Source organism: Streptomyces sp. GSL17-111 (assembly GCF_037911585.1).
Lineage (GTDB): Bacteria > Actinomycetota > Actinomycetes > Streptomycetales > Streptomycetaceae > Streptomyces.
Genome location: NZ_JBAJNS010000001.1, coordinates 969682 through 992778 on the forward strand (window position 1 = coordinate 969682; position 23097 = coordinate 992778).

At 74.0% G+C, this 23097-nt stretch carries 18 protein-coding genes, 1 pseudogene and 1 riboswitch; of the genes and pseudogenes, 7 read left to right on the forward strand and 12 right to left on the reverse strand.

The annotated features are described in order from the left end of the window. Positions 1–70 precede the first annotated feature (70 nt). The gene (locus V6D49_RS04050) at positions 71–1321 is read left to right on the forward strand and encodes an MFS transporter (RefSeq protein WP_340557175.1); all 1251 of its coding nucleotides are present in this window, start codon (positions 71–73) and stop codon (positions 1319–1321) included. A gap of 49 nt (positions 1322–1370) precedes the next feature. Here the strand turns inward: V6D49_RS04050 and V6D49_RS04055 are convergent, their stop codons facing one another. Next, positions 1371–1766, reverse strand: a complete 396-nt coding sequence (locus V6D49_RS04055; protein ID WP_340557177.1) for a VOC family protein — start codon at positions 1764–1766, stop codon at positions 1371–1373. A gap of 137 nt (positions 1767–1903) precedes the next feature. Between V6D49_RS04055 and V6D49_RS04060 the strand changes: the two genes are divergently transcribed. Then, the gene (locus V6D49_RS04060) at positions 1904–3220 is read left to right on the forward strand and encodes a D-arabinono-1,4-lactone oxidase (protein WP_445330462.1); all 1317 of its coding nucleotides are present in this window, start codon (positions 1904–1906) and stop codon (positions 3218–3220) included. A gap of 401 nt (positions 3221–3621) precedes the next feature. Beyond that, positions 3622–4659, forward strand: a complete 1038-nt coding sequence (sepH, locus tag V6D49_RS04065; protein WP_340557180.1) for a septation protein SepH — start codon at positions 3622–3624, stop codon at positions 4657–4659. Positions 4660–4799: 140 nt separating this feature from the next. Here the strand turns inward: sepH and V6D49_RS04070 are convergent. Continuing rightward, a pseudogene (locus V6D49_RS04070) lies at positions 4800–5111 on the reverse strand (hypothetical protein); the annotation flags it as partial. Positions 5112–5394: 283 nt separating this feature from the next. On the opposite strand from V6D49_RS04070, the gene V6D49_RS04075 reads away from it, so the two are divergent. Further along, positions 5395–7359, forward strand: a complete 1965-nt coding sequence (locus tag V6D49_RS04075) for an FAD/NAD(P)-binding protein (protein WP_340557181.1) — start codon at positions 5395–5397, stop codon at positions 7357–7359. Further along, positions 7356–8753, forward strand: coding sequence for a class-II fumarase/aspartase family protein (locus V6D49_RS04080; RefSeq protein WP_340557183.1), 1398 nt, complete (start codon positions 7356–7358; stop codon positions 8751–8753). Before V6D49_RS04075 ends, V6D49_RS04080 begins: the two co-directional genes overlap by 4 nt. 50 nt (positions 8754–8803) lie before the next feature. Here V6D49_RS04080 and pdxR read toward each other — a convergent pair whose 3' ends face one another. Both pdxR and V6D49_RS04090 read right to left on the reverse strand, forming a co-directional pair. Then, positions 8804–10294, reverse strand: coding sequence for a MocR-like pyridoxine biosynthesis transcription factor PdxR (gene pdxR, locus V6D49_RS04085; protein WP_340557185.1), 1491 nt, complete (start codon positions 10292–10294; stop codon positions 8804–8806). Continuing rightward, positions 10225–11070 carry a sulfurtransferase gene (locus V6D49_RS04090; RefSeq protein WP_340557187.1) on the reverse strand — a complete coding sequence of 282 codons (846 nt, stop codon included), beginning with the start codon at positions 11068–11070 and terminating at the stop codon, positions 10225–10227. Before V6D49_RS04090 ends, pdxR begins: the two co-directional genes overlap by 70 nt. Positions 11071–11363: 293 nt before the next feature. On the opposite strand from V6D49_RS04090, the gene V6D49_RS04095 reads away from it, so the two are divergent. Continuing rightward, positions 11364–12170: a VOC family protein gene (locus V6D49_RS04095; protein WP_340557189.1), complete on the forward strand. Its 807-nt coding sequence runs from the start codon at positions 11364–11366 to the stop codon at positions 12168–12170. Between the two features lie 24 nt (positions 12171–12194). Here V6D49_RS04095 and V6D49_RS04100 read toward each other — a convergent pair whose 3' ends face one another. The 4 genes from V6D49_RS04100 to V6D49_RS04115 all read right to left on the reverse strand — a co-directional run bounded on the left by V6D49_RS04100 (position 12195) and on the right by V6D49_RS04115 (position 17536). Next, positions 12195–12884: a thymidine kinase gene (locus V6D49_RS04100; protein ID WP_340557191.1), complete on the reverse strand. Its 690-nt coding sequence runs from the start codon at positions 12882–12884 to the stop codon at positions 12195–12197. Positions 12885–12968: 84 nt separating this feature from the next. Beyond that, complete coding sequence (locus tag V6D49_RS04105; protein WP_340557193.1) at positions 12969–14177, reverse strand: alkaline phosphatase family protein; 1209 nt, start codon at positions 14175–14177, stop codon at positions 12969–12971. Beyond that, complete coding sequence (locus V6D49_RS04110) at positions 14177–14761, reverse strand: DUF5998 family protein (protein ID WP_191209969.1); 585 nt, start codon at positions 14759–14761, stop codon at positions 14177–14179. The genes V6D49_RS04105 and V6D49_RS04110 overlap by 1 nt, the downstream gene beginning before the upstream one ends. 63 nt (positions 14762–14824) lie before the next feature. Beyond that, positions 14825–17536, reverse strand: coding sequence for a bifunctional acetate--CoA ligase family protein/GNAT family N-acetyltransferase (locus V6D49_RS04115; protein WP_340557194.1), 2712 nt, complete (start codon positions 17534–17536; stop codon positions 14825–14827). 157 nt (positions 17537–17693) lie between these two features. Between V6D49_RS04115 and V6D49_RS04120 the strand changes: the two genes are divergently transcribed. Beyond that, complete coding sequence (locus tag V6D49_RS04120; protein ID WP_340557195.1) at positions 17694–17975, forward strand: HPr family phosphocarrier protein; 282 nt, start codon at positions 17694–17696, stop codon at positions 17973–17975. Positions 17976–18147: 172 nt separating this feature from the next. Here V6D49_RS04120 and V6D49_RS04125 read toward each other — a convergent pair whose 3' ends face one another. From V6D49_RS04125 to V6D49_RS04140, 4 genes are all read right to left on the reverse strand, one after another. After that, entirely contained in the window at positions 18148–18843 is a 696-nt protein-coding gene (locus V6D49_RS04125; RefSeq protein ID WP_340557197.1) for a GntR family transcriptional regulator, read from the reverse strand. 158 nt (positions 18844–19001) lie between these two features. Beyond that, positions 19002–19778, reverse strand: a complete 777-nt coding sequence (locus V6D49_RS04130) for a M23 family metallopeptidase (protein WP_340557199.1) — start codon at positions 19776–19778, stop codon at positions 19002–19004. Positions 19779–19790: 12 nt separating this feature from the next. Further along, positions 19791–19926: riboswitch (cyclic di-AMP (ydaO/yuaA leader) on the reverse strand. Positions 19927–20159: 233 nt separating this feature from the next. Further along, on the reverse strand, positions 20160–21530 hold the full coding sequence (locus V6D49_RS04135) for a M16 family metallopeptidase (protein ID WP_340563668.1): 1371 nt from the start codon (positions 21528–21530) through the stop codon (positions 20160–20162). Between the two features lie 17 nt (positions 21531–21547). Continuing rightward, positions 21548–22936 (reverse strand): M16 family metallopeptidase, encoded by a 1389-nt coding sequence (locus tag V6D49_RS04140; RefSeq protein WP_340557200.1) that lies wholly within the window; start codon positions 22934–22936, stop codon positions 21548–21550. Positions 22937–23097: the final 161 nt, after the last annotated feature.

Below are 23097 nucleotides of genomic sequence, written 5' to 3' on the forward strand. Positions count from 1 at the left end.
ACGGTTCAGGCCCGCAGCCGTAAGCTGTCTGAGTCAGAACGTCCCTTACTCCCTGTCAGGCGGGATGGCCGTGCCGAGTCCCTACCGCGTGATCTTCACGGCGCCGGGCGCCCGCGGCTTCTCCGCCGCCGGGCTGCTGGGCCGGATGCCCGTCGCCATGCTCGGCATCGGCATCGTCACGATGGTCGCGCAGCTGACGGGCGCCTACGGACTGGCGGGAGCGCTGGCCGCGACGGTCGCCCTGTCGGCCGCCGCCATCGGCCCGCAGGTGTCCCGCACCGTGGACCGCTACGGGCAGCGCCGGGTGCTGCGCCCGGCCGCCCTGGTCACGGCCGTGGCGGTGGCGGGCGTGACGGCCGGGACGGTGTGGGGGTGGCCGGTGTGGACCCTCTTCGTCTGCGCGGCGTTCGCCGGCTGCGTGCCCAGCCTGGGTTCGATGGTGCGGTCGCGCTGGGTGACGATCTACCGCGACCGTCCGCGCGAGCTGCACGCCGCGTACGCGTGGGAGTCCATCGTCGACGAGCTGTGCTTCATCTTCGGGCCGATCCTGTCGATCGGGCTGTCCACCGCCTGGTTCCCGCAGGCCGGCCCGCTGGCCGCCGCCTGCTTCCTCCTGACGGGTGTCTTCTGGCTGACGTCCCAGCGGGCCACGGAGCCGCCGGTGATCCCGCACGAGGAGGGGCAGGGGCGCGGCTCCGCGCTGCGCACCCCCGGGATCACGGTCGTTCTCGGCACACTCCTGGCCGTCGGCGTGATCTTCGGGGCGATCGACGTGGTGACCGTCGCCTTCGCCGAGGAACGCGGACACCAGGCAGCGGCCAGCCTGCTGCTCGCCGCCTACGCCGCCGGTTCGTGCCTGGCCGGGGCCGTCTTCGGCCTGCTGCGACCGGCCGGACCGGCGAGCCGGCGCTGGTTGACGGGGGTGTGCGCGGTGACCGCCGGGATGGTGCCGCTGCCCTTCGTGACCGGGCTGCCGCTCCTCGCCGTTCTCCTGTTCGTGGCCGGACTGGCGATCGCCCCGACCCTGGTGACGTCGGTCTCCCTCGTCCAGCAGATGGTGCCGCGCTCCCGGCTGACGGAGGGCATGACGTGGGTCAGCAGCAGCATCGCCGTGGGCGTGGCGCTCGGCGCGGCGGTGGCGGGACGGACGGTGGACGCCGTCGGGGCGGAGCGCGCGTACACCGTCCCGGCCCTGGCCGGAGCCCTGGCCGCCGTGGTCGCGCTGCTCGGCCACCGGAGCCTGTCCTCCGCGCCGCCGGGGCCGCCCGTGACCGGGCAGACACCCGGTGGGCGGGAGGCGACCGTGGACGCGGAGGTCTGACGGCCGGCCGCCCGGACCCCGGTCGGGTGCCGCCCGGACGGCTCGGCCGTCACGGCGCCGTCCGGCCCTCCCGGGCCACCAGCGCGAAGGGGTGCCCGCCGGGGTCGGAGTAGAGCCGGGTGTCGTGCGCGCCCCCGTTGTCCTTGGTGTCCAACGGGCGTCCGCCGAGGCTGATGATCTCGCGCTCCGCCTCGTCCATGTCCTCCTGGGCCACCAGCAGGTGCAGGTGGGACTGCTGCGACTCCTCGGGGCGGGGCCAGGTCGGCGGGGCGAACCCGTGGTCCCGCTGGATGGTCAGCGCGGTACCGTCCGGGCCGACGATCTCGATGAAGTCCGGATGGCGCCCCAGTCGTGCCTCGCCGTCCAGCAGTTTGGCGTAGAACTCGGCCAGCACCTCCGGCTCCGTACTGTCCAGCACGAGCACACAGGTCTTCGCGACGGCCATGAACGTCCCCTCTCCCCGTCGTTCCGGGCCCCTGTTGGCCCGGCTGCCGCCCGTCTACCCGGAAAAGCCGTGCGCACGCCGAGCGTGAGTATGATCCCCCCACCGCCTCGGCAGGAGGGACGACGACAGTGAGCACGTTGTACAGCAGGGCCGGCAGGACGGGATCGTGGCAGAACTGGGCGGGGTGCGCCTCCGCCCACCCCCGGCGCACCGTGGCCCCCTCCACCACCGACGCGCTCGCCGCCGCCGTCCGGCGCGCGGCCGAGGACGGTCTGCCGGTGAAGGCCGTCGGCTCGGGCCACTCGTTCACGGCGGTCGCCGCCACGGGTGGCCTGCTGATCCGGCCGGAGCGGCTGAGCGGGGTCCGGACCATAGACCGGGCCGCCGGGACCGTGACGGTCGCGGCCGGCACCCGGCTCAGACAGCTGAACGAGGTGCTGGCCGGCGAAGGGCTCTCGCTGGCCAACATGGGCGACATCATGGAGCAGACCGTCTCGGGGGCCGTGAGCACGGGTACGCACGGCACCGGCCGCGACTCGGCCTCCCTCGCCGCGCAGGTGGTCGCGCTGGAGATGGTGCTCGCCGACGGTTCGGTGCTGCGCTGCTCCCCCACGGAGAACGCCGACGTCTTCGCCGCCGCGCGGATCGGGCTCGGCGCGCTCGGCGTCATCACGGAGTTGACGTTCCGTGTGGAGCCGCTGTTCCTGCTGCACGCCCGCGAGGAACCGATGTCCTTCGAACGGGTGACGGCGGAGTTCGACCGGCTGACCGCCGAGAACGAGCACTTCGAGTTCTACTGGTTCCCGCACACCGGCAACTGCAACACCAAGCGCAACAACCGCTCGGCGGGCCCGGCGCGCCCCCTGCCGCGCGTGCGTGGGTGGGTGGACGACGAGCTGCTGTCCAACGGCGTCTTCGGGGCCGCGTGCGCGTTCGGGAAGGCCGTCCCGGCGGCGGTGCCGTTCATCGCCCGGACGGCCAGCCGGGCGCTGTCGGCCCGCCGCTACACCGACGTCCCGTACAAGGTCTTCACGAGCCCGCGCAGGGTGCGCTTCCTGGAGATGGAGTACGCGCTGCCGCGCGAGGCCGCGATGCCGGCGCTGCGCGAACTCCGCGCCCTGATCGAGCGGTCGGACCTGCGTGTCAACTTCCCCGTCGAGGTACGGACCGCGCCCGCCGACGACATCACCCTCTCCACGGCCGAGGGCCGGGACTCGGCGTACCTCGCCCTGCACGTCTACCGGGGGACGCCGCACTCGGCCTACTTCACCGCCGCCGAACGCATCATGACGGCGCACGGGGGACGGCCGCACTGGGGGAAGCTGCACAGCCGGGACGCGACGTACCTGGCGGGCGTCTATCCGCGCTTCGCCGAGTTCGCCTCGGTGCGCGACCGGCTGGACCCGGGCCGGGTCTTCGGCAACGACTACCTCCGCCGCGTCCTCGGTGACTGACGCCCCGACGGTCGTTCAGCTGCGGGCACACGGGTGACGCCCCACACGAACACCCGGTTCCCTTTCGGGTGGTTCCGTGCAGACCTCCGCCGCACCCGACTCCGCCCCTATCTCGGGACCAACCAGCCCTATACGGTCAACTCCCCTGCATCGCCAGAACATAGGCGGCGCGCCGGTCCTTCCGGCGTGGCCCTAATGGAGTAGTGTCGAAGCCCTGGCCTCGGCCCTGTCCGGTCGATGTGGCGGAGAGTGAGCGAATCAGTCACTCTGGGTGTCCAATCGGTCACCGTGCCACAGCGACGGATCGGATTGCGGGCCCGACACGCCGGGCAAGTCGGCAAAAGGTTGTGGCAGCCTGCACCCCGGGCCGTCACACTCGTCTAGCGGGAGCAGCGACGCACGTGACGTCGGCAGGCACCACCCGGGAGGTCCCCATGCCCGAACTGCGTGTCGTGGCCGTCAGCAACGACGGCACACGGCTGGTGCTCAAGGCTGCCGACAACACGGAATACACCCTCCCGATCGACGAGCGGCTGCGCGCCGCCGTCCGCAACGACCGGGCCCGGCTGGGGCAGATCGAGATCGAGGTCGAGAACCACCTCCGTCCCCGGGACATCCAGGCGCGGATACGAGCCGGTGCGACGGCCGAGGAAGTGGCCCAGCTCGCCGGTATCCCCGTCGAGCGGGTACGCCGGTTCGAGGGCCCGGTGCTGGCCGAGCGCGCGTTCATGGCCGAGCGGGCCCGCAAGACCCCGGTGCGCCGCCCCGGGGAGAACACCGGCCCGCAACTCGGCGACACCGTGGCCGAGCGGCTCCTCGTCCGTGGCGCGGACAAGGACACCGTCCGCTGGGACTCCTGGCGGCGGGACGACGGCACGTGGGAGGTCCTGCTCGTCTACCGCGTCGCCGGTGAGCTGCACTCGGCGAGCTGGAGCTACGACCCGCCCCGACGTCTCGTGCAGTGCATGGACGACGAGGCGCGGACGCTGGTGGGCGAGAGCAGCGACCCGCCCGAGCCGAGCTTCCCGTTCGTGCCCCGCATCGCGCGCCTGCCCAGGGAGCGCGGCGGCGAGGACGGCGGGCAGGCCCGGCCCGAGCCCGTCGCCCGGCCCGAGGAGCGGGATTCCCTGACCAGCCTGCTGGAGGCCGTACCGAGCTTCCGGGGCGACATGGTCGTGCCCGAACAGCCCCCCGTGGACGACGACGAGATCGAAGCGCCGGCGGCGGAGCTGTCCGAACAGGCGGAGCCGACCGCCGCCAGCGCCGGCGCCGCCTACGCGGATGTCCTGATGCCCCGTTCGGTCGCCAGCCACCGGGACCGACTCACCGGCACGACCGACCGTCAGGCCGAGGCGGACGGCGTCCGGCCGGGCCGTCGGGCCGCCGTACCGAGCTGGGACGAGATCGTCTTCGGGACGCGCCGCAAGAAGCAGGAGTGAACGAGGGGTGCGGGCGGCACCGGCGCCGCCCGCACCCGGCTGCGCCCGGTACGGGTCCGTTCGGCCATGTCCTACCGCGTCGTCCCGCCTCGTCGTAGTGCCGTCCGGTGCTACGCGTGGTGGAACGTCGTCTCCCTCTTCCGGTCGTCGACCATCGGGCGCGGCTCCACCTCCCCGTAGGCGCAGAACCTTTCCCAGCACACCTGCACGTTGCCGCCCGTCACGAGGTTGGGCCGTGCCTCGCGTGCGGGGTAACGGTGGGCATCGGCCTGCGGCTCCATCCACGTCGTGACGAACGTGGCCAGGTTCAGGCGCGCGTTGCCGTCCAGCATCAACGCGTCGTGGACGAGCCGATAGGCCGTCTCCGGGTCGATCGGCGCCTCGGGGAGACGGTGCTCGGGCGTGGCCAGGGTCAGCCCGGCGGCGACCGAGTGGAAGGGGTTGACCGCCAGGGTGCGCTCGGCTTCCTACCGCGAACGGCCCTGGGACAGAGGTGACATGGCGCCCCCGACCTCGCTTCGACGCCGGTCGTGAGCGGAGCGGTACCCGGACCGGCACCACCCTCACCATGGTGCGCCACATCCCCGTGGCGCGCTCGGCCACCGTCGGCCGGGCTCACCTCACCACGCGGAAGTGGTCCATGTGAGCCGCCGCGAAGTGGCCCATTCAGGTGCGTTCGGCGGACCTAGCGTGAATGACGGCCCCACCTCCCCCCCCTGTCGTGAGGAGCACGTCTTGGCTGCCATCAGACCTCTGTCGGTCGCTCTCGTCGGTGTCGGTCCGCGCGGCCTCGCCGTGCTGGAGCGCCTGTGTGCCAACGCCCGCCACCGCCCCTCGGCCGAGGGCGTCCACCTGCACCTCGTCGACCCGTGGCCCGCCGGCGCGGGCGCCGTGTGGCGCACCGACCAGTCCCGCGAGCTGCTCATGAACACCGTGGCCTCGCAGATCACCGCCTTCACGGACCCCACCGTGACGATGGAGGGCCCCGTCGAGCCGGGCCCGAGCCTGTACGCGTGGGTGGAGGAACTGCGCCTCGCGGCCCCCGGGAGCGCCCTGGAGGCGCACGACGAGCGGACGCTGGCGGAGGCGCGGTCGCTCGGCCCGGACGACTACCCGACGCGGGCGTTCTTCGGCGCCTACCTGCGGGAGATGTTCACGCGCATCCGCGACGCCGCTCCGCCGCATGTGGAGATCACCGCGCACCGGAGCCGGGCCGTGGAGCTGACCGGCGGGGACGAGGGCACGCCGGAGCAGACCCTGCGGCTGGAGAACGGGCGGCTGATCGAGGGGCTGGACGCGGTCGTGCTCTCCCAGGGTCACGTGGCGGCCGAACCCGCTCCGCCGGAACGGCTGCTGGGCGCCCGGGCGGAAAGCCTCGGGCTGCACTACATTCCGCCGGTGAACCCGGCCGACGTCGACCTCGACGCCGTCGGGCCGCACGAGACGGTGCTGCTGCGCGGGCTCGGGCTGAACTTCTTCGACTACATGGCCCTGCTCACCAGCGGGCGCGGGGGCAGGTTCGTGCGGCGTGACGGGGAGCTGTCCTACGAGCCCTCCGGGCTGGAGCCGCTGATGTACGCCGGTTCCCGGCGGGGCATCCCCTACCAGGCGAGGGGCGAGAACGAGAAGGGACCGCACGGGAGGTACGTCCCCCGGCTGCTGACGGCCGACCGCATCGCGCGGCTGCGTCGGCGGGCGCGGGACGGCGAGCGTCTCTACTTCGGTACCGACGTGTGGCCGCTGATCGCACGGGAGGTGGAGAGCGTCTACTACGCGGCGCTCCTGGCGCGCCGGGACCGGGCGGCGGACCGGGAGGCGTTCACCGAGCGGTATCTGGCGGCCGCACGGGAGGCGGACCGGGCCGCCGTGCTGGACACGTTCGGATTACCTGAGGAGGACCGCTGGGACTGGGACACCCTCGCCCGCCCCTACACCGGCCGCGCCTTCGCCGACCGGGACGCGTTCCACACCTGGCTCATCGCCCATCTGCGACGGGACGTCCGGCAGGCGCGCGGCGGAAACGTCAGCGATCCGGTCAAGGCCGCCCTCGACGTGCTGCGTGACCTGCGCAACGAGGTCCGGCTCGCGGTGGACCACGGCGGGTTGGACGGCAACTCCCACCGCGACGAACTGGACGGCTGGTACACGCCGCTCAACGCGTTCGCGTCCATCGGCCCACCGGCCTTCCGTATCGAACAGATGATCGCACTGATCCGGGCCGGCCTCCTCCACGTGACCGGGCCCGGCACGGAGATCCAGGTCGATCCGCATGAGCCGGCCTTCGTGTGCGTCTCGAAGCGGATACCGGCGCCGCCCGTCAGAGCCCGCATCCTGATCGAGGCCCGGCTGCCCGAGCCCGACCTGCGCCGCACGGCCGACCCGCTGATGCGCCGACTGCGGGAGGACGGCCGGGCCGCGCCCTTCCGGATCGACGGTGCCTGCGGCGTCCGGTACGAGACGGGCGGCATGACGGTGACGCCCCGCCCGAGCCGTCTCGTCGACGCACAGGGCCGCCCGCACCCACGTCGCTTCGCGCACGGCGTGCCGACCGAGTCCGTGCACTGGGTGACGGCGGCGGCGGCACGTCCCGGCGTCGACTCCGTCAGCCTGGGCGACGCCGACGCCATCGCCCGGGCCGTGCTCGCACAGGGCGTGGCGAGCCGCAGGCCGGCGCCCCGACGTATGGAGGTGGGTTCGTGACGACGTTCGACGACCGCCGGGCCGATTCCGCTCTGCTCTCCCCGGTGCGCGCGGGCACACCGGTCGAGGCGGCGGTCGGCGACGCGGCCTGGCTGCAGGGCATGCTCGACGCCGAGGCGGCCCTGGCCCGGGCGCAGGCCGCCCTCGGGGCCGTGCCCGCCGCCCACGCCGAGGCCATCACGGCGGCGGCGCGCGCCGAGCGGTTCGACGTCCGGGCCCTGGCCCTGGCGTCCCGGGAGACCGCAAACCCGGTGGTCGCCCTGGTCCGGGCCCTGACCCGGGCCGTGGCGGAGGACGACCCGGCGGCGGCCGAGTCCGTGCACCGGGGTTCGACCAGCCAGGACGTCTTCGACACGGGCGCCATGCTGGTCGCGAGGCGGGCCCTCGGGCTGATCCTGGACGACCTGGGGCGTGCGGCCGAGGCGCTCGCCCGGTTCGCCCACGACCACCGGGACACGGTGATGGCCGGCCGCACCCTGGCTCTCCAGGCGGTTCCGACCACTTTCGGCCTGAAGGCGGCCGGCTGGCGGCAGCTGCTCCTGGACGCGCACGAGCGGGTCACGCGGGTGCGTGAGGGCGGGCTCCCCGTCTCCCTCGGTGGCGCCGCCGGCACCCTGGCGGGGTACCTGGAGTACGCCCGGGTGGACGGGGTCGCGGAAGCGACGTCCGGGGAGTACGCCGAGTGCCTGCTGGACGCCTTCGCCGCCGAGACGGGACTGGCCCGGCCGCCCCTGCCCTGGCACGCGCTGCGGACCCCCGTCGCCGATCTCGCCTCCGCCCTCGCCTTCACCGCCGGAGCCCTCGGCAAACTGGCCCTGGACGTACAGAACCTGTCCCGCACCGAGATCGCGGAGGTGGCGGAGCCGGTCCGGGACGGCCGGGGCGCCTCGTCCGCCATGCCGCACAAGCGGAACCCCGTGCTCGCCACGCTGGTCCGCACGGCGGCACTGCAGGTCCCGGCGCTGTGCACGGGGCTGACGCAGTGCCTGATGGCCGAGGACGAACGCTCGGGTGGGGCCTGGCACGCGGAATGGCTGCTGCTCCGCGAGGGCCTGCGGCTGACCGGAGGCGCCACGCACACGGTGGTGGAGCTGGTCGAGGGGCTGAGCGTGCACCCCGACCGGATGGCGGCCAACCTGGAGCTGACCGGAGGGCACCTCGTCTCCGAGCGCGTGACCGCGCACCTGGCGCCGGTGCTCGGCCGGAACGCGGCGAAGACGCTGCTGACCGAGGCCTCGGCGCGGGCGGCCCGCACCGGCGTGCCGCTGGACCGGGTCCTCACCACGTATCCCGAGGTCGTCGACGCGCTGGGCCGCGAGCGCGTCGAGGCGCTGTGCGATCCCTCGGGGTACGTCGGCGCGGCCGGAGCACTGGTCGACCGGGCGCTCCCCTAACCGGGCGGGACGCGTCCGCCCGCCGGGACGCCCACCGGTGCTTCGGCCGGTCAGCCGGGTCGGCCGAAGCACCGGGCCAGGACCCGGCTCAGTGCCTCCAGCGCCCCGGTGAACGCGTGCCGGGGCGGTGTGCCGTACCCGATGACCAGCCCCGGGGCGTGCGGGCCCGGCGTGCCCCAGTAGTCGCCGAGCCCGACGACCAGGACGGACTCCCGGCGCGCGGCCCGGATCACCTCGTCCTCCCCGGGGCCGTCCGGGGACCAGCGGATGAGCGCGTGCAGTCCGGCGCTCTCCCCGGCCAGCCACGCCGTCGGGGCGTGTTCGGCCAGCGCCCTGCCGAGTTGGTCCCGCCGTCTGCGGTAGTGGTCCCGGCACTGCCGGACGTGCCGGTCGTAGGCTCCCGAGAGCAGCAGGTCCGCCAGGACCATCTGGGTCAGGGCGGCGGTGTGCCGGTCCGCGACGCGCTTGGCGGTGGTGATCCGTTCCACCCAGTCGGGCGGGACGACGAGCCAGGACAGCCGGACGCCGGGAGCGAGGGTCTTGCTCGTGGTCCCGGCGTAGACGACCCGGTCCGGGGCCATGGGCTGCAACGTGCCGACCCGCTGCCTTCCGTACTGGAACTCGCTGTCGTAGTCGTCCTCCACGATCACCGCGTCCGTGTCCCTGGCCCAGTCGATGAGGGCCCGGCGGCGTTCGGCGGACAGGTTGACGCCCGACGGGTACTGGTGGATCGGGGTGACGACGGCGGCACCGCCCCGCAGATCGCCCGGGAGCAGCCCGTCCCGGTCCACGTCGACGGGGTGGACGTCGAGCCCGGCGAGCTGGATCACGTCACGGAAGAGCGGGTAACACGGGTTCTCGACGGACACTCCGGCCACCCCGTGCTCCGCCAGCACCGTGGCGATGAGCCCGAGCGCCTGGGTGAAGCCGTGGCAGATGACGATCCGCTCGGGATGCGTGCTGACGCCTCTGCTCCGGGCCAGGTAGTCGGCGAGGGCCTGGCGCAGCTCGATGCGGCCCCGGGGGTCGCCGTAGCCCAGGGCCTCGGCCGGGACCGTCTTGAGCACGTGCTGCGTCGACCTGGTCCAGGCACCGCGCGGGAACAGCGTCACGTCCGGCATACCCGGCCGGAAGGTGTACCGCCACGGGGTCCGGGGCTCCGGCGAGGAGGCCGGACGCCGGACGTGCCGGGGCGTCGGGCGGGCGGGACCGACGACGCGGGTTCCCGAGCCCTGCACCGTCTCCAGGTGGCCCTCGGCGATGAGCAGGTGGTAGGCGGCGACGACGGTCCCCCGGGCGATGCCGAACTCGACCGCGACGCTGCGGGTGGAGGGGAGCCGGGCGCCGGGCGGCAGCCGTCCGCTCTCGATCGCACGCCGCAGGGCCGCCGCGAGCTGCTCCCTGCGCCCGCGACGCTGCCGCAGGTCGAGGTCGAGGTGCAGGTCGAGGGTGTGGGCGCGCGGGAGCGTGCTCAGGACGCCTCCGCGCAGCCGGCCCCGGTGGCCACCGGCCGGGCCGGGTCGGCGCACCACTGCGACCACGACCCGACGTACAGGGCGGCGGTGACGCCCGCCTCCTCAAGGGCCAGGACCTGCTGCGCGGCCGAGACCCCGGAACCGCAGTAGACCCCGACCTCGGCGTCGCGGTGCGCGCCGAGGGCGGCGAAGCGCTCACGGAGCTCGGCCGCCGGACGCAGCCTGCCGTCGGGCGCGACGTTGTGCGTCGTCGGGGCCGACAGTGCGCCGGGGATGTGCCCGGCCACGGGATCGATGGGCTCGACCTCGCCCCGGTAGCGCTCGGCGGCGCGGGCGTCGAGCAGCACGCCGCGCCGGGCCAGGGCGGCGGCCTCGTCGGCGTCGAGCAGCGGCATACCGCCGGGCTCGGGGAGGAAGTCACCCGGCTTCACCTCCGGCGCCTCGGTGGTCACCGGCCCGTCCCAGGCCGCGAAGCCGCCGTCGAGGACGCGGACGTCGCCGTGGCCGGTGTAGCGCAGCAGCCACCACGCGCGGGCGGCGGCCCACCCCTGACCGCCGTCGTACACGACCACGGGTCGGGCCGTGGTGACCCCCGCCCGGCGCATCGCGGCTCCGAACACGTCGAGGTCCGGCAGCGGGTGCCGTCCTCCGGGGCCCGGCGGCGCGGCCAGTTCCGTCTCCAGGTCCACGTAGACGGCGCCGGGCAGGTGCCCGGCCTCGTACACCGAACGGCCCGTGGGGCCGCCCATCTCGTAACGGACGTCGAGCAGCACGGGTCCGGCGGCCGGGTCGGCCGTGGCCGGGTCGCTCGCGAGCGCGGACGCGGAGATCAGGGCAGTCATGGGCGCATTGTCGCGCACACCGGCGGGAATTCACCCCACGGACCGGGACACAGCCCCCGGAGAGTGCGAGCATGACTACACACCGCACGCAGCGCCCTCGCCGGCCCGCAACGGGTTCCGGCCCCGGGCGATCACGGCGGCGCACCGGATTGACGCCCGCCACCGGCGGGCACCCGCGACGCTTGGCCCCGCGTCCGCCCGCGTGCCCCCTCGCCCGAGGGGGCACCGCACGACACGGCCCGACCGCCACGACGAGACACCACGACGACGATGGTTTCGAGGAGACGACGCAGATGACCGAGGGCACGACTCGGTTCACCCCGGGCACACCCTGCTGGGCGAGCCTGATGGTGCACGACCTGGCCGCCAGCGAGAAGTTCTACCGTGACCTCTTCGGCTGGGAGTTCGAGGAGGGGCCGGCGCAGCTCGGCCCCTACACCCGCGCACACCTCGACGGCCGGCGGGTCGCCGGGCTGGGCGAGATGCGCGACGGCAGCGCCGTACCGGTGGCCTGGCTGCCGTACCTGGCGGCCGACGACGCCGACGCCGTCTGCGACCTCGTGCGCGACTGCGGCGGCACGGTGGGCGTGGGGCCGCTGGACTCCGGCGAGGCCGGCCGCATGGCCATCGCGGCGGACCCGGGCGGAGCCACCTTCGGGATCTGGCAGGCCGGCGACTACGTGGGCGTGCCGGCCGACGGCGCGATCGGCACGCCGGTGTGGAACGAACTCGTCACCGCCGACGGCTTCGCGGTGAGCCCCTTCTACTCCAGGGTCTTCGGCTACACGACCGAGCCCGCCGCGTCCACCGACACCGACTATCTGACGCTCCGCCTGGACGGGCGCGCCGTCGGCGGCGTGCGGGGGGTGGGGCGGTCGCTTCCCCGGGACCGGGGCCCGCACTGGACGACGTACTTCGCCGTGGCCGACACCGACGAGGCCGCCCGGCACGTCACCGAACTGGGCGGCCACCTCGTGCGGGAGCCGCGTGAGTCGCCCTACGGCCGGATCGCGCACGTCGCCGACCCGGAGGGCGCGCACTTCGCGGTGATCCGCATGGTCGATCCACAGGACGCCGTGACCCGCCGCGAGCGCGGCTGATCCGGGTCGGCCGGCTGAGTCGGGTCAGCGGCGGGGCGCGGGCAGGGCGGCGCCGTCGACGGGGAGCACGTCGGGCGAGAGGACGCCCGCCCGGGCCGCCGCCGCGGTGAGCCGGCGCCGGTGGTGGCGTCGGCACAGGACCTCGTACCCGACGTCGCGGGGCTGCCCGCCGTCCTCGGCGCCGCCCGCGACGTCGCCCACGACGACCTGTGCGCCCTCCACCACCATGCGCCCGGCCACCGTGCGGGCGTTGTGCGTGGCCCGGGCACCGCACCAGCACAGCGCCTCGACCTGGAGCACCTCCACCCGGTCGGCGAGCTCGACGAGCCGCTGGGAGCCGGGAAAGAGGCGGGTACGGAAGTCGGTGGTGATGCCGAACGCGAACACGTCGATGCCCAGGTCGTCCACCACCCGTGCGAGCTGGTCGATCTGGCCGGGCGTCAGGAACTGCGCCTCGTCGGCGATGACGTAGTCCGCCCGCCCGCCCGCGGTGAGATGGCGAACGAGGCAGGCGTGGAAGTCGAACTCCTCGTCGGCCTCGACGGCGTCGGTGACCAGCCCGAGCCGCGAGGAGAGCTGCCCGGCGCCCGCGCGGTCGTTGCGGGTGAAGATCATGCCCTGGAGCCCCCGGGCGGCCCGGTTGTGCTGGATCTGCAGGGCGAGTGTGCTCTTGCCGCAGTCCATCGTGCCGCTGAAGAAGACGAGTTCGGGCATGGCAGGTGCGGCCCCCCCTTCGCTGTGGTCGCCGGGTCATCGGGTTTCGGACGTGTCTGCGGGTCGGCGCCGGGCGCCGGGACGTCAGGTACGGACCTCCAGCAACGGCACGAGCTGCTCGGCCGGGGTCACCGATCCGTGCATGCCGATCAGCGCCGACTCGTTGGGCTCCGTCCGGGTGGCGACGACGGCCGCGGTGCCGTTCATCGCGACGACGACGTCCCCGATGCGCCGGTGGACCCGCTCGTCCACACCCCGCCCGGGCGGACCGAACCAGCCCAGCTCGATCGCCTCGTCACGGGTGGCGACCCACGCCTCGTCGGCCAGGACCTCCCGCCAGACGGTGTGGACGTCGGCGGCGGCACCGGGCACGGCGTACAGGTGGCGGGCCCGGCCCTCCCCGCCGAGGAGGGCCACCCCGGCGCTCAGCTCCCAGTCCTCGTCGAAGTCGAAGCGCGAGGGCGAGCCGGGCGGGACGTCGACCATGCCGTGGTCGGCGGTGACGTAGAGCACGCTGCGCGGCGGGAGCTGCTCGGCCAGGCGCTGCGCGAGCCGGTCGACGTAGGCGAGCTGTGCGCGCCAGGCGTCGGAGTCGACGCCGTGTCGGTGGCCGTTGCCGTCGAGGTCGGCGTAGTAGGTGTAGACGAGGGAACGGTCGGCCGCGGCCAGCCGCTGGGCGGCGAGGTCCATGCGGTCCTCACCGGAGAGCCGGCCGAGGAACGTCCCGCCCGACAGAGCGATCTTGGTGAGCGGCGTGTGCTCGAAGTGCGGTGCGGAGACCTGGCTGGTCTCGACGCCCGCCGCGTGGGCCAGCTGGAAGACCGTCGGGTAGGGCTGCCAGACGTGCGGGTCCGTCCACGGCTGCCAGCGCAGCTGGTTCATCAGCGACCCGGCGTCGGGATCGAGCACGGCGTAGCCGGGCAGACCGTGTGCGCCGGGGACCTGGCCGGTGCCCACGGAGGCCAGGGAGGTGGCCGTCGTCGAGGGGAAGCCGGAGGTGATGGGCTCCCCCGTGCCGTTCGTCGAGCCGGGCAGCAGCGAGGTCAGGAAGGGCGCCTCGGCCGGGTGGGCCCGCAGCGCCTCCCAGCCCAGGCCGTCGACGAGGAAGACGCAGACGCGGTCGGCCGGCTCCAGCGCGAGCCCGGCCCGCAGCCCGGGCACACCGAGGCCCGCTGCGGCGGCGGGCAGGACGTCCGCGAGCGACGCCGTGCCGTAGCGGGGCACGGGCGCGGTGCGCGGGTCGAGCGGTACGGGTTCGGCCCAGGCCGGGTCCGCTGGGGTCGCCTGGATCATCAGCGGGCAGCCACCGTGGCCTCGGACAGGCTCTGCGCGAAGTCGAGCGCCTGCCGGACGGTGTCGGGTCCGTCGCCCGCCTCGCTCACCCGCAGGGACAGGTCGTCCGCCGTCGTGGAGCCGGTGTAGCCGTGATCGGCCTCGCAGTTGGGGTCGCCGCAGGCGGCGGGCTCCAGGTCGATCCGGTTGACGGCGCCCCAGCCGATGGTGAGGACGACCTCGCGCGGCAGCGTGCCCGGCCGGTACGCCTCCGGGTTCGCCACCACGCGGCTCAGCACGACCGAGGAGATCCGTTCCAGCCGCACCGACTCCGTGGAGGTCGTGGCGTACGGCACGGGTGAGCCGCTGTCGGCGGCCTGCTCGTCGGTGTGACTGACGATGAACCGGGTGCCGGTCAGGACGAGCACCGTCACATGGCGCCGCACCTCGTTGGCGTCGAACGTCGTCTCCTGGTGCACGACGAAGGAGGTGACCGGCTCACCGCCGACCGCGGCCTCCACTGCCTCGGCCACGAGGGCCGGGTAGTAGCCGCTGCGCTCGATCGCCGTCCGCAGTCCCTGCGTCGTCGTTCCGGTCTTCGCCATGCGGCCCATCCTAAGGCCCGTCCGACGGGCGGCTTCCGCTCGAGGCGGACCACCGGGCGGGCGTCACCACGCGGAGAGCCGGCGGGGCCCGAGGTCGGTGGTGGCGGGAGGCGGGGCGAGCCGGACGACGGCGTCGAGCACGGTCAGCCCCCGGGCGGCGACGACGACCGGCTCCAGGTCCACGGAGACGATCTCGGGATGGTCGTCGACGAGCCGTGAGACGCGCAGCAGCAGGTCCTCCAGCGCGGCGGTGTCCACCGGGGCGGCACCGCGCCAGCCGAAGAGCATGGGCGCCGTCCGCAGGGACCGCACGAGCTGGGCGGCCTCGCGGTCGGTGACGGGCACGAGGCGGTGCGCCACGTCCCCCAGCAGCTCGGAGGGCGGACCCGCCAGCCCGAACGACAGGACGGTCCCGATGGCCGGGTCCACCGCGGCCCGCACGACGGTGTCCACACCACGCGGCACCATCGTCTGCACGACCGGGCGCAGCTCGGCGGGTGAGCCGAGGGCGTCGGTGAACTCGCCGTACACCCGGCGCAGCTGGGACTCCGAGACGATGTCCAGCCGCACCCCGCCGAGATCCGCCCGGTGCCGCAGGTGCGGCGCCGTCGTCTTGAGCGCCACGGGGTACCCCACCTCGGCGGCCGCCGCCACGGCGGTGTCGGGGTCGGGCGCCGGGCGCACCGGCAGCACGGGGACGCCGTAGCAGCCCAGCAGCGCGGCGGCGTCCGGCGCGCTCAGGGTGACGCTGCGCGGGCGCGCGGACCGCCCGTCGGGCTCCCGCGCGGCGCCGTACAGGACACGGGAGACGGCCGCGGCGGCTCCGGCCTCGTCGACGTCCTCCTCCGGCACCCGGCCGGGCCGCTGCGCGTCCCGCCGCCACTGCGCGTAGCGGACCGCCTCGGCGAGCGCCCGGACGGCCCGTTCGGGGGCGGGATAGGCGGGGATGCGGCGGGCGCTCAGGGCGTCGTCGAGGCCCTCGATGGCCAGGTGGACGACGGCGACGGGCTTGCCGGATCCGGCCGCCGCGTGCTGCAGCGCGTCCGCCAACTCCTCCGCACCCTGGTCCTCCACCCAGGGGATCGCGGTGACGACCACGGCGTCCGTGCCGGGATCGGCGAGCGCTTCGGCCAGGGCCCGGTGGTACTCCCCGGGGGTCGCGGAGGCGGTGAGGTCGACGGGATCGCGGGGGCGCAGCCCCTGGGCGAGGCACGCGTCGTAGGTGAGCAGGCAGAGCGACTCCGCGTTGCCCAGCATGGCGATCCGCGGCCCGGCCGGAAGCGGCTGGAAGGCGAGCTGGAGCCCGGTGTCCACCAGCTCGGTGACGGTGTCCACGAGCAGGACGCCGGCCTGCCGCAGCAGTACCGACACGGTGGCGTCCGGGGTGCGGATGGCGGGCACCGCGTGTCCGGGCGGCGGTGCGCTGCCGCTGTGCCGTGCCCCGCGCACCACCACGACGGGCTTGCGGACGGCGGTACGGCGGACCAGCCGGGTGAACTTGCGCGGGTTGCCGAACGACTCCAGGTACATGAGGACGACGTCGGTGTCCGGGTCGTCGTCCCAGAACTGCAGGACGTCGTTGCCGGAGACATCGGCCCGGTTCCCGGCCGAGACGAAGGACGACGGCCCGGTCCCGCGCCGGTGGAGCCCGCCGAGGAGGGCGATGCCGATCGCGCCGGACTGCGTGAACAGCCCGATCCGGCCGCGCTCGGGCGTGCGGCTGGCCAGGGTGGCGTTCAGCCGTACGTCGGGGGCCGTGTTGATGAGGCCGAAGGCGTTCGGGCCGATGAGGCGCATGCCGTAGGAGCGGGCCTTGCGGACCAGTTCGCGCTGGGCGGCCCGGTCGAAGTCGGCGGAGAGGACCACGACGCCCTGCACGCCGTGCTCGCCGCACTCGGTGACCACGGCGTCCACCGCGGGCGCGGGCACGGCCACGACGGCGAGGTCGACCGGGTCCGGGATGTCGCGCACCGAGCGGTGCGCGCTCACCTCCTCCAGCCCCTCCAGCACCGAAGCGCCTTCGGGGAGTCGCTCGTTCACGGCGTGCACGCGCCCGGTGTAGCCGGCGCTGTGCAGCGATTCCAGGACGGTGCGGCCCGCCCCGCCCGGCTGCCGCCGGACCCCGACGACGGCGATTGACGAGGGCGCCAGGAGCCGCCGGACCGAACGCGCCTCGGCCCGCTGCTCGCGGGCCCGCATGACGGCCACCGAGCGCTCGGTGGGTTCGAGGTCGAGGGTGAGGTGGACGGACCCGTCCTCGAAGCTGCGCTGCTGGGAGTAGCCGGCGTCGGTGAAGACCTTCGCCATCTTGGTGTTGGCGGGCAGGACCTCGGCGGTGAAGCGCCGCACCCCGCGCTCCCTGGCGCACGCGGCGATGTGCTCCAGCAGCGCGGAGGCGACACCGCGCCCCTGGTGGGCGTCCTGCACGAGGAAGGCGACCTCGGCGCGGTCGGCCGGGGCGGAGGCCGGACGGCCCGTGGCGTCGATCCGGTCGTACCGGACGGTGGCGATGAACTCGCCGCCCACGATCGCGGCCAGGCCCACCCGGTCCACGTAGTCGTGCTGGGTGAACCGGCGCACGTCACGGGCGGACAGTCGCGGGTACGGGGCGAAGAACCGGTAGTACTTCGACTCGTCGGAGACCTGCTCGTAGAAGCTGACCAGGCGGTCGGCGTCGTCCTCGGTGATGGGCCGGACGCGCGCCGTCCCGCCGTCGCGCAGCACCACGTCGGCTTCCCAGTGGGTCGGGTACGCGCGCTCCGGGGGCGTCTGCATGCGCCCCAGCGTACGGCGCGGCCGTGCCGCCGCGCTCGCCCCGTGCCTCCCCGTGGAACGCTCCGCACGACCGGGGGCGGGGCCGGGACGGTGGACCGGCCGTCCGCGCGCCCGCGTGCGAAGCTGATCCGGCAGGCTACGACCGAAGGGCATCACCATGGCTGAGCGTCGCGTCACCGTCGGCTGGGCTGAGGGGCTGCACGCCCGCCCCGCCGCGATCTTCGTCCGGGCCGCGACGGCCACGGGCGTCCCGGTCACCATCGCCAAGGGTGACGGGCCGCCGGTGAACGCCGCCTCCATGCTCGGCGTGCTGGGCCTCGGGGCGGAGAAGGGCGATGAGGTCCTGCTGGCCTCCGACGCGGAGGACGCCGACGCGGCACTGGACCGGCTGGCGAAACTGGTCGGTGAAGGGCTGGAGGAGATGCCGGAGACGGTGTGAACCGGGCAGGACCGAAAAGCCGCACCGGGTGCACGGGAAAAGCGCGGCGCGTAATACACCTTCCGGATTCTCAACCACGCACGGAAAGCCACGCACGAGAAATGGCGCGCCAGGCGAAACGCGTCAAAGAAGTGGGGCGCGCATTCCCGAGTGCTTTTGTATACGTCCCGTGTTAAACGGGGCCACGCGCCGTGTTGACGGCAGGTTTCGATGTTCTCACCGTCACCGGCCGCTGGGCACGGCGTATCGCGCCCGCCCGCTCGACATGTGCGGCCGCGAGGCTCCTGGCCCGCTCCGCGTCCCGCCGGGCGACGGCGTCGACGATGGCACCGTGCTCGTGCCACACGGCGGCGGCGCGGTCCGTCGCCGAGGGGTCGTCCTGCCGGTCGGCCGCGTAGAGCCAGGCGATCTTGCGGCGCAGTTGCACCAGCACCGTGGCCAGCGTGGGGGTACCGGACGCCTGGGCGAGGGTCTCGTGGAACCAGTCCCCCAGGGGCCGCAGGTCGGAGAGGTGCCCGTGCTCGGCCCGCTCCCGGCCCAGCCGCACCAGGCCGCGCAGCACCTTCAGGTGCGCCTCCGTCCGGCGGTGCGCCGCACGGGCCGCGCCGAGGGGCTCCAGCAGCGCACGCATGTCCAGCAGGTCGGCCGCCTCCTGCTCGGTCGGCCGGGCCACGCAGGCCCCCACGTGGCGCCTGCTGGTGACGAACCCCTCGGACTCCAGGGCCCGCAGAGCCTCCCGCACCGGCACCCGGGAAACGCCGTAGCGGCGTGCGAGCAGTTCCTCGGTCAGCCGGAAACCCGGCGGGAAGGCACCGCTCACGATGTCGTCCCGAACCGCCGTGCACACCGTGTGCGCGGAAATGCGCATACCCCGACCTCCGCCGTTATCCCCACGTTTTCCAGGTACCGCTTCCCCGCACTGTATTCCACTCCTCGCATTCTGCCGACGGCCCCCGGTGAGGAGGCGGAAAAACGACGGACCCCCGGCCGGGTGGCCGGGGGTCCGTCCTGAGCGGGGGCGCCGCGTCAGGAGAGGGGCACGCCCTTGCCCCGGAGGTAGTTCACCGGGTCCATGTCCGAGCCGTAGGCGGCGGTCGAGCGGGCCTCGAAGTGCAGGTGCGGGCCGGTGGAGTTACCGGTCGAGCCGACCTTGCCTATCTCGGCACCGGCGGAGACGCTCTGGCCCACGCTGACACCGATGGCGGAGAGGTGACCGTACTGGGTGAACGTCCCGTCGTTGTGCTTGACGACGATGTTGTTGCCGTAGGCGCCACCCCAACCGGCGGTGACGACGGTGCCGGCGGCGACGGAGTTCACCGGGGTGCCGGTGGCGGCGGCGAAGTCGATGCCGCTGTGCTTGCCGGACGACCACATCTGACCACCGCTCTTGTAGGGCGTGGTCACGTCGCCGCCCTTGACGGGCGCCACGTAGGCGGGACGGGCCGCGGACCGGTCGGCGCGCTTGGCGTCGTCGCGCTCGGCGGCGGCCTTCTTCTCCGCCGCCTTCTTCTCAGCGGCCTTCTTCTCAGCGGCCTTCTTCTCGGCCGCCTTCTTCGCCTCGGCCTTCTTCGCCTCGGCCTGCTCGGCCGCGGCGCTCTTCTGCGCGGCGGCCTGGTCGGCCACGTGACCCGCGATGGACGGGCTCAGCGCGAGGGCCTCACTGAAGGTGTTCTGGTGCTCGGCCGCCGCGGCGGGCGCGGCGAGGGTTCCGGCGACGCCTACGGCGACGGCGGCGACCGCGGTGCCCAGACGGACGGCGCGGGCAGGACGGTTCAGCTTGCCGGTGGCACGGTTGAACGCCATGAAGGTAGTGATCCTTTCCTTCCTTCTCGCCTACCGGGTTAGCTGACGGGTTCGGAGCAGGAAGGTCTCCTACGGGCGCAGGCCCGATTCACCCCAGAGGACATGTGGGTCCCCGGCTCCCCTCGCGGGGACTCGGCGATCGCTGCACGTCGGCCACAGGGCGTGGTCGCTTCAGACGGGCAACGCGAACGACGCTAAACCGGACATCCCGCCCGGGCCAAGAAAATCGGCCACTTTGTCGCACATGCCACATTCGCAGGTCAGAAGGGTGACGCGGGCCACTGGGAGCCCGGGAACACGCTGCGGCCCCCGTCCGCCTGGAGCGTCCGGGGGCCGCACAGTGGGTGCACGGAGAGTGACCGAAAAATGCCGTGCGACCGCTCAGTCGCCGCGCACGACGGTGACCTCCCCGATGTTCAGCTCGCGCACGGGGGCCTCGATCTGCTCGGCGTCCCCGACGAGAACGGTCACCAGACGGTCGACGGGGAAGGCCGCCACCGCCGCCGCCGTGGCCTCGACGGTGCCCGTCTCGGCCAGCCGCTCGTAGAGCCGCGCCTGGAAGTCGTCGGGGAGGAACTGCTCCACCTGGTCGGCAAGGGTTCCCGCGACCGCCGCCGCCGTCTCGTAGCGCAGCGGGGCGACACCCACCAGGTTCTGCACGGCGGTGTCCCGCTCGTCGTCGGTCAGCCCCTCGGCCGCCAGCGTCCGCAGGACGTGCCACAGGTCCGCGAGGGCGGGGCCGGTGACGTCGGTGGCCACCGAACCGCTGATCGCGAGCATGGCCGTTCCGTTGCCGTCGGGCGTCGACCGCAGCACCTGGCTGTAGGCCCGGACGCCGTAGGTGTAGCCCTTCTCCTCGCGCAGGACCCGGTCGAGGCGGGAGGTGAGCGTGCCGCCGAGGCAGTAGACGCCGAGGACCTGGGCGGGCCACACGGCGTCGTGCCGGTCGGCGCCGGTACGGCCGATGAGCAGCTGCGTCTGGACCGCCCCGGGGCGGTCCACGATGACCACGCGGCCGGTGTCGTCCGCGGTGACCGGCGGCACGGGCCGCGGCTGCGCGGACGCGCCCGTCCACGCGCCGAGTGTCTCGGTCAGCGCCCCGGCGAGGTCGACCCCGGTGAGATCGCCGACCACGACGACCGTGGCCGCGGCAGGACGCACGTGCGCCTCGTAGAACGCCCGCACGGCCGCCGCGTCGATACGCCGGACGGACTCCTCGGTGCCCTGGCGCGGCCGGGACATCCGCGAGGTGTCCGGGAACAGCTCCCCGGACATGGCGATCGCGGCGCGACGGGCCGGGTTCGCCAGCTCGTGCGGGATCTCGTCGAGCCGGTTGGCCACCAGCCGCGACACCTCGCCGTCGGGGAACGCCGGAGCGCGCAGGGCGTCCGCCAGCAGGCCGAGCCCCTTGGCCAGCCGGGAGACGGGCACCTCCAGGGAGACGCGCACACCCGGGTGGTCGGCGAACGCGTCGAGCGTGGCACCGCAGCGCTCCAGCTCGGCCGCGAACTCCTCGGCCGAGTGCTTGTCCGTGCCCTCGCTCAGGGCGCGGGCCATGATCGTCGAGACGCCCTCCAGGCCCTGCGGCTCGGCGTCCAGGGGGGCGACGAGGTTCACCTCGACGGCCACGACCTGCTGGCCGGGACGGTGGCAGTGCAGCACCGTCAGCCCGTTGGGCAGGGTGGCGCGCTCGGGGGCCGGGAAGGCCCACGGCTTCGCGCTGCCGCCGGCCGGCTGCGGGTGGAACTCCATGGTGGGGGTGGCGTCGCTCACTGCTCGGCCCCTTCCTGCGCGGTGTGGTGCACGTCGGCTGCGTCGTCGGAGATGACCTCGGTGGCGTCCTCTTCGCCCCGCTCCGCCCCGGACGTCGGCTCGTAGACGAGGACGGCCCGGTTGTCGCGCCCCAGACGCGCGGCGGCGACCGCCCGCACCTCCTCCGGCGTGACCTCCAGCACCCGCTGGACGGCCGTGAGGGCGAGCTGCGGGTCACCGAAGAGGACGGCGTACCGGCACAGCTCGTCCGCGCGCCCGCTGACGGTGGCCAGCCGGTCCAGCCACTCCCGCTCCAGCTGGGCCTGCGCGCGCTCCAGCTCCTCCGGGCTCGGCCCCTCGGCGGCGAAGCGTGCCAGCTCCTCGTCGACGGCCGCCTCGATCTCGGCGACCGTCGCCTCCCCCGACGCCTTGATGTCGAGCCAGCCGAGCGAGGGCGCCCCGGCGAGCCGCAGCATGCCGAAGCCCGCCGTGACCGCCGAGCGGTCCCTGCGCACCAGCCGGTTGTACAGCCGGGAGGACTCACCGCCGCCGAGCGCCGTCAAGGCCAGGTCGGCGGCGTCCGCCTCACGGGTGCCGTCGTGCGGCAGCCGGTAGGCGTGGAGCAGGGCGCGGGAGGGCACGTCCTCGTGCATCGTGCGCCGCGGCTCCTCCCCCATGACGTCGGGCAACGTGCCGTCGCGCGGCGGCTGTTTGCCGTCGTGCCCGGGGATCGAGCCGAAGTACTTCTCGATCCAGGCGAGCGTCTGCTCGGGATCGATGTCGCCGACGACGGACAGCACGGCGTTGTTGGGCGCGTAGTACGTGCGGAAGAACTGCCGGGCGTCCTCCAGCGAGGCGGCGTCGAGGTCGGCCATGGAGCCGATCGGCGTGTGGTGGTACGGGTGGCCCTCGGGGTAGGCCATGGCGACCAGCGTCTCGAAGGCCGTGCCGTAGGGGACGTTGTCGTAGCGCTGGCGCCGTTCGTTCTTGACGACGTCACGCTGGTTCTCCATGGACTCCTCGTCCAGGGCGGCGAGCAGCGAACCCATGCGGTCCGCCTCCAGCCACAGCGCCAGCTCCAGCTGGTGGGCGGGCATGGTCTCGAAGTAGTTGGTGCGCTCGAAGCTGGTCGTGCCGTTCAGCGAACCGCCGACGCCCTGGACGAGTTCGAAGTGCCCGTTGCCCGGAACCTGCGCCGACCCCTGGAACATCAGGTGCTCGAAGAGGTGGGCGAGACCGGTGCGGCCCTTCACCTCGTGCCGGGAACCGACGTCGTACCAGAGGCAGACGGCGGCGACGGGGGTCAGGTGGTCCTCGGAGAGCACCACCCGCAGGCCGTTCGCAAGCCGGTGTTCGGTTGCTGTGAGCACTCCCTGGGGGGGAGGGGGCGTGGCCGTGTGACCCATGCGCGAAGTGTCCCTTCGATACGGCGGCTGGTGGACGTCTGCGGGCCGGCGGACGGTCGTCGGGTGCCGCCGGTCGGTCCTCGCCCGGCGGAGCGGCCGGGCTGGCCGGGGTGGTCGGCCCGCTCAGTCCTGTCACTCTATGCAAGCGTGGCGGGCCCATG

What these genes read in the sequence shown, in the direction of transcription:
- V6D49_RS04055 (WP_340557177.1), bottom strand. Translation starts at nt 1,766, where the DNA reads ATGGCCGTCGCGAAGACCTGTGTGCTCGTGCTGGACAGTACGGAGCCG.
- V6D49_RS04090 (WP_340557187.1), bottom strand. Translation starts at nt 11,070, where the DNA reads ATGACTGCCCTGATCTCCGCGTCCGCGCTCGCGAGCGACCCGGCCACG.
- V6D49_RS04095 (WP_340557189.1), top strand. Translation starts at nt 11,364, where the DNA reads ATGACCGAGGGCACGACTCGGTTCACCCCGGGCACACCCTGCTGGGCG.
- V6D49_RS04100 (WP_340557191.1), bottom strand. Translation starts at nt 12,884, where the DNA reads ATGCCCGAACTCGTCTTCTTCAGCGGCACGATGGACTGCGGCAAGAGC.
- V6D49_RS04105 (WP_340557193.1), bottom strand. Translation starts at nt 14,177, where the DNA reads ATGATCCAGGCGACCCCAGCGGACCCGGCCTGGGCCGAACCCGTACCG.
- V6D49_RS04110 (WP_191209969.1), bottom strand. Translation starts at nt 14,761, where the DNA reads ATGGCGAAGACCGGAACGACGACGCAGGGACTGCGGACGGCGATCGAG.
- V6D49_RS04115 (WP_340557194.1), bottom strand. Translation starts at nt 17,536, where the DNA reads ATGCAGACGCCCCCGGAGCGCGCGTACCCGACCCACTGGGAAGCCGAC.
- V6D49_RS04120 (WP_340557195.1), top strand. Translation starts at nt 17,694, where the DNA reads ATGGCTGAGCGTCGCGTCACCGTCGGCTGGGCTGAGGGGCTGCACGCC.
- V6D49_RS04125 (WP_340557197.1), bottom strand. Translation starts at nt 18,843, where the DNA reads ATGCGCATTTCCGCGCACACGGTGTGCACGGCGGTTCGGGACGACATC.
- V6D49_RS04130 (WP_340557199.1), bottom strand. Translation starts at nt 19,778, where the DNA reads ATGGCGTTCAACCGTGCCACCGGCAAGCTGAACCGTCCTGCCCGCGCC.
- V6D49_RS04135 (WP_340563668.1), bottom strand. Translation starts at nt 21,530, where the DNA reads ATGGAGTTCCACCCGCAGCCGGCCGGCGGCAGCGCGAAGCCGTGGGCC.
- V6D49_RS04140 (WP_340557200.1), bottom strand. Translation starts at nt 22,936, where the DNA reads ATGGGTCACACGGCCACGCCCCCTCCCCCCCAGGGAGTGCTCACAGCA.